The organism is Stenotrophomonas maltophilia group sp. Smal32, from assembly GCF_030237085.1.
GTDB lineage: Bacteria > Pseudomonadota > Gammaproteobacteria > Xanthomonadales > Xanthomonadaceae > Stenotrophomonas > Stenotrophomonas maltophilia_Q.
The window spans coordinates 1-3,958 of sequence record NZ_JASJSI010000186.1 but is presented as its reverse complement, the minus strand read 5'-3'; the positions used below and the strand labels follow the sequence as shown (position 1 = coordinate 3,958).

At 67.6% G+C, this 3,958-nt stretch carries 5 protein-coding genes and 1 other RNA gene; 2 read left to right on the top strand and 4 right to left on the bottom strand.

The genetic code is table 11. The features are described 5' to 3' along the window. Positions 1-173 precede the first annotated feature (173 nt). Positions 174-270: signal recognition particle sRNA small type (ffs, locus tag QRO91_RS22015), an RNA gene on the top strand. Positions 271-360: 90 nt separating this feature from the next. Here ffs and QRO91_RS22010 read toward each other — a convergent pair. The 3 genes from QRO91_RS22010 to QRO91_RS22000 are packed head-to-tail and all read right to left on the bottom strand — an operon-like array spanning position 361 to position 2,263. Then, positions 361-750 carry a DUF4440 domain-containing protein gene (locus QRO91_RS22010; protein WP_049430211.1) on the bottom strand — a complete coding sequence of 130 codons (390 nt, stop codon included), beginning with the start codon at positions 748-750 and terminating at the stop codon, positions 361-363. Next, positions 747-1,514, bottom strand: coding sequence for an MBL fold metallo-hydrolase (locus tag QRO91_RS22005; RefSeq protein WP_049430213.1), 768 nt, complete (start codon positions 1,512-1,514; stop codon positions 747-749). Before QRO91_RS22005 ends, QRO91_RS22010 begins: the two co-directional genes overlap by 4 nt. After that, entirely contained in the window at positions 1,514-2,263 is a 750-nt protein-coding gene (locus QRO91_RS22000; protein WP_049430215.1) for a 3-deoxy-D-manno-octulosonic acid kinase, read from the bottom strand. The genes QRO91_RS22005 and QRO91_RS22000 overlap by 1 nt, the downstream gene beginning before the upstream one ends. A 20-nt stretch (positions 2,264-2,283) precedes the next feature. Here QRO91_RS22000 and QRO91_RS21995 point away from each other — a divergent pair, with 20 nt between their 5' ends. Then, entirely contained in the window at positions 2,284-3,330 is a 1,047-nt protein-coding gene (locus QRO91_RS21995; protein WP_049430218.1) for a glycosyltransferase family 9 protein, read from the top strand. A gap of 46 nt (positions 3,331-3,376) precedes the next feature. Here the strand turns inward: QRO91_RS21995 and QRO91_RS21990 are convergent, their stop codons facing one another. Next, entirely contained in the window at positions 3,377-3,781 is a 405-nt protein-coding gene (locus QRO91_RS21990) for a DUF6165 family protein (protein WP_049430220.1), read from the bottom strand. Positions 3,782-3,958: the final 177 nt, after the last annotated feature.

Below are 3,958 nucleotides of genomic sequence, written 5' to 3'. Positions count from 1 at the left end.
AAACAATTTAGTCCTGGTATTCTGCCGGTGTTGCACCCGGCAGACTATTAAAAACGCGTGGCAATGCGGCCACCGGTAGACAATCCGGGTTGTGTGGTGTGCGACTCGGGCCGGGGGCTCCGGTAACGGTTGACGGCGCGCCCCACCGGGCGGCCAACGTCTCTATGGTGGCCCCGTCGGCCCCTCGCGACGCTAGGTCGAAAACCCCGCCAGGGCCGGAAGGCAGCAACGGTATCGATCGACGCGGGCGCCGAGGTCAGCCGGCGGGGCCACCGCCTTTTCTGCACTGGGGTCAGATCCCTTTGCACGGCAAAGGGATCTGACCCCGGCTTCACATGCTTCGCCCGGCATGGCCCAGCGCTACCGTGCCTCGGGCGTGCCCTGGTGGAACACCACCCGCCACCCCTGTGCGTGCCTGCGCCACAGCGAACTGCGCAGCACCCAGCCCTGCGGCTGGCCATCGAGGTGATAGCGGCTGCGATAACGCACCTGGGCCAGGTCCTGCGTCAGCAGCGAGACCGCGTACTGCTCCGATTCGATCTGCACCTGCGCCCGCTCCAGCGGAATCTCCGCCAACGCCGCTTCACGGCCGTAACAGCGGCCGGAACTGCCGATCTCGCTGAAATCCTCATCCAGCAGCGCCGCAAGACGCGCACGGTCACCGCGCACCTGCGGGGTGTGCAGTGCGCGTTCCAGATGTTCCAGTCCGGCGGCCAGCGCTGCATCCGCAGGCTGGGCCACGTCCGTCACGGCGGGTCCTGCGCCAGCACGTGCGGCGCGGTCGGGCTGGCCAGCGGCACGCACTGCCCCGGCTGTGCGACACGGTGCCCGCGCGCGGCCAGCGCCGCACCATCGGCCACGCTGGCGTAGTGGTACAGCATCATCCGTGCCTGCAGTTCCGCGCTGTACTCACGTTCCAGGTCGTCCACGCCGGTATGCGACGGGTTGCCGTGCAGGCCACAGTCGTGGGCGATCAGCTCGTTGTCGTTGGCGAAGCGGGCCAGCATCTCCGGAATCGGCCGGGTGTCACCGCTCCAGGTCAGCGCGCCCTGCAGGCGCAGGCCGTAAGCCGTCTCCGGCCAGTGGTGGCGTACCGGGAAGACTTCCAGGCGCACGCCCTCGTGCCAGAACGCCTCGCCCACCACGATCAGCTGGAAGGCATCCCAGAAGTTGGCACCGCCCTCGGCCAGCACGTTCGGATAGTCGCCGATGCGCTTGTGCAGCAGCGGCACCACCGTGGCCGGCACGTACAGGCGCACCTTGCCGCGGCGCTGCGTGCTGAAGAAGGTATCCACGAACAGCCGCTCGAAACCGGCCACGTGATCCAGGTGCACATGGGTGACGAACAGCGCCTGCGGCATGTGCCCGTAGTGGGCCTTGAACGCGGTCAGGCCTTCACCGCCACAATCGATGGTCAGCCACGGCCGGCCATCGCGCTCGATCACCGACATCGGCGAACCCAGCTCGACCGCCGACGCATTGCCGACGCCGAGGAAACGCAACGACCAGTCCATCAGGTGCCCCGGTTCCAGGCCATGTCATAGGCGCGGCGCAGCCGCGCGTAGTCCTTATGCACGTCTTCCACGCTGCGCTCGCCACGCAGCTTGATCAGCGAACGCAGCAGGCGCTTGAGGTTGCGCTCGCGCCAGGCGGTGGCCGGTATGCGGATCACCCCGCGGTCGAAGTCGATCAGCCAGCCGTGGCCGTTGCCATCGAACAGGATGTTGTGCGCGTTGAGGTCGGCATGGTCCAGGCCGGCACGGTGGAAGCGGGCGATCAACCGCCCGGTCTCCTCCCACGGGGCGCCGCGGCCGGCAACCAATGCGCGGTCGGCCAGCGAGCGCACGCCCTCGATCCGCTCCATCAGGATCGCGGCGCGGTAACGCAGGCCCTCGCGCATGTAGTACGCGGCGATCGGCCGGGGCACCGGCAGCTTCTTCTCGCGCAGGGCGCGCATCAGGCGGAATTCGGCAAAGCTCCGGGTCCGGTCCGACCCGCGCCAGAGGTACTGGTCATGGCTGATCTTCGCTGCCAGGCCGCCGCGCAGGTAGTGGCGCAGCACGCTGGCGCCGAACGGCGCATCAATGAACCAGGCGCTGCCGCGACCGCCCTCGCCGACCGGCCGGGCCTTGCTGCCCCAGTGCTGGGGCGAGAACAGGCCAACCTCGGCTTGCCGCAGCCGCTCGCGGTCGAACAGAATGGCCCCGATGCCGCGACCCTCGCGGCATGGCGTCAGCGCTTCATTGGCGTCGAATGCGACCATTTCATTGAGTCTAACAACACATGGCATCAGCGTCCTCCTCCTTGTGCCTCCTGCGCCTGTCCGCACTCGGCGACGTCACCCACGTGGTGCCCCTGGTGCGCACCCTGCAGGCTGCGCGTCCGGACACGCCGATCCACTGGATCATCGACAAGGTCGGCCACAAACTGCTCGACGGCCTGCCCGGCGTCACCTTCCACGCCTTCGACAAGAAGAGCGGCATGGCAGGGGTCAAGGAGCTGCGCAAACAGCTGCCACCGGGGCGTTTTGAAGCGCTGCTGCAGATGCAGGTGGCGTTCCGCGCCAACCTGCTGTCGGCCTTCATTCCCGCCGAGCGCCGCATCGGCTACGACCGCAGCCGCTCCAAGGACCTGCACGGGCTCTTCATCAACGAGCGCATCCCCGACCGCCCCGGCATCCATGTGCTGGACGCCATCGGCAGCTTCTGCGAGCCGCTGGGCCTGCGCCAGACCGAGGTCAGCTGGGATCTGGCCGTGCCGCAATCCGCGTACGAGTGGGCTGCGGCGCAGTGGCAGGACGATGGCCGCCCGGTGCTGATGATCTCGCCCTGTTCCAGCCACGTGCGCCGCAACTGGTACGCAGACCGCTATGCAGCCGTGGCCAACCACGCCGCACAGCGCGGTTGGCGGGTGGTGCTGTGCGGTGGCCGCAGCGAACTGGAGCGCAGCATGGCCGATGCCATCCAGGCGCAACTGCATACGCCAGCGCTGGACCTGGTCGGCAAGGATACGCTCAAGCAGCTGCCCGCCCTGCTCGCCCGCGCCAACCTGGTGATGACCCCGGACTCGGGCCCGATGCATATCGCCAACGCGATGGGCGCCAAAGTGCTGGGCCTGCATGCGGCCAGCAACCCGAACCGCAGCGGCCCGTACTCTGACCGCCGCTACTGCGTGGATCGCTACGACGATGCCGCGCGCAAGTATCTGGCCAAGCAGGCTGCCGACCTGAAATGGGGCACCAAGATCGAGTTCGACGATGTGATGGAACTGATCACCGTCGAAGACGGCATCGCGGCATTCGAACGTTACGTAGCGGACCACCTCACCTGAGTCGACGGATCATCGGTAGCGCCGGGCCACGCCCGGCGGATCCACCTCACCCGCGCTGCGCGTAGTCCTGGTAGGACTTCTCTTCCACGTACGCCGAGCCCAGCGCCAGGTTGATCGCCTTCTTGATCCGCGCACGCTCATCGTTGCGCAGGTAGACGCTGCGCGCCAGGTCGACAAAGCCCTGGTCGAACGCCTGCGCCTTCTCCTTCAGGCGGATGTCGTCCTCGATGTCCCACAGCTGCTCGTTGACCGCCTTCAGCTCGGCACGCAGCTTGGCGATGTCCTTCACCGCCGCCGGGTGCGCCATCCAGGTCTGCTCCAGCGCCGACAGCTCCCTGCGCACGTTGGCCAGCTTGCCCTCGTCGCTGATGCGCTCGGACTTGATCTGCAGGATCGAGATCTTGTCCAGCAGCTCGCCGAAGGACACGGGGACGAGGATTTCAGCGCTCATGGGGGGAAGGCTCCAGCAAGTGATGCGCACATGGTAACCCGCGCGGCACGAATGCTCCGCCCCGGCGCCTGCATGGGCGCCCGAGCGCGATGACTGGGGGAGAAACCCCTGCAGCTGCGTTAGCGGTCTGGAGAGGCGCCTGCCGCCCTCCACTCCTTTCCGTGGAATTCCGCATGC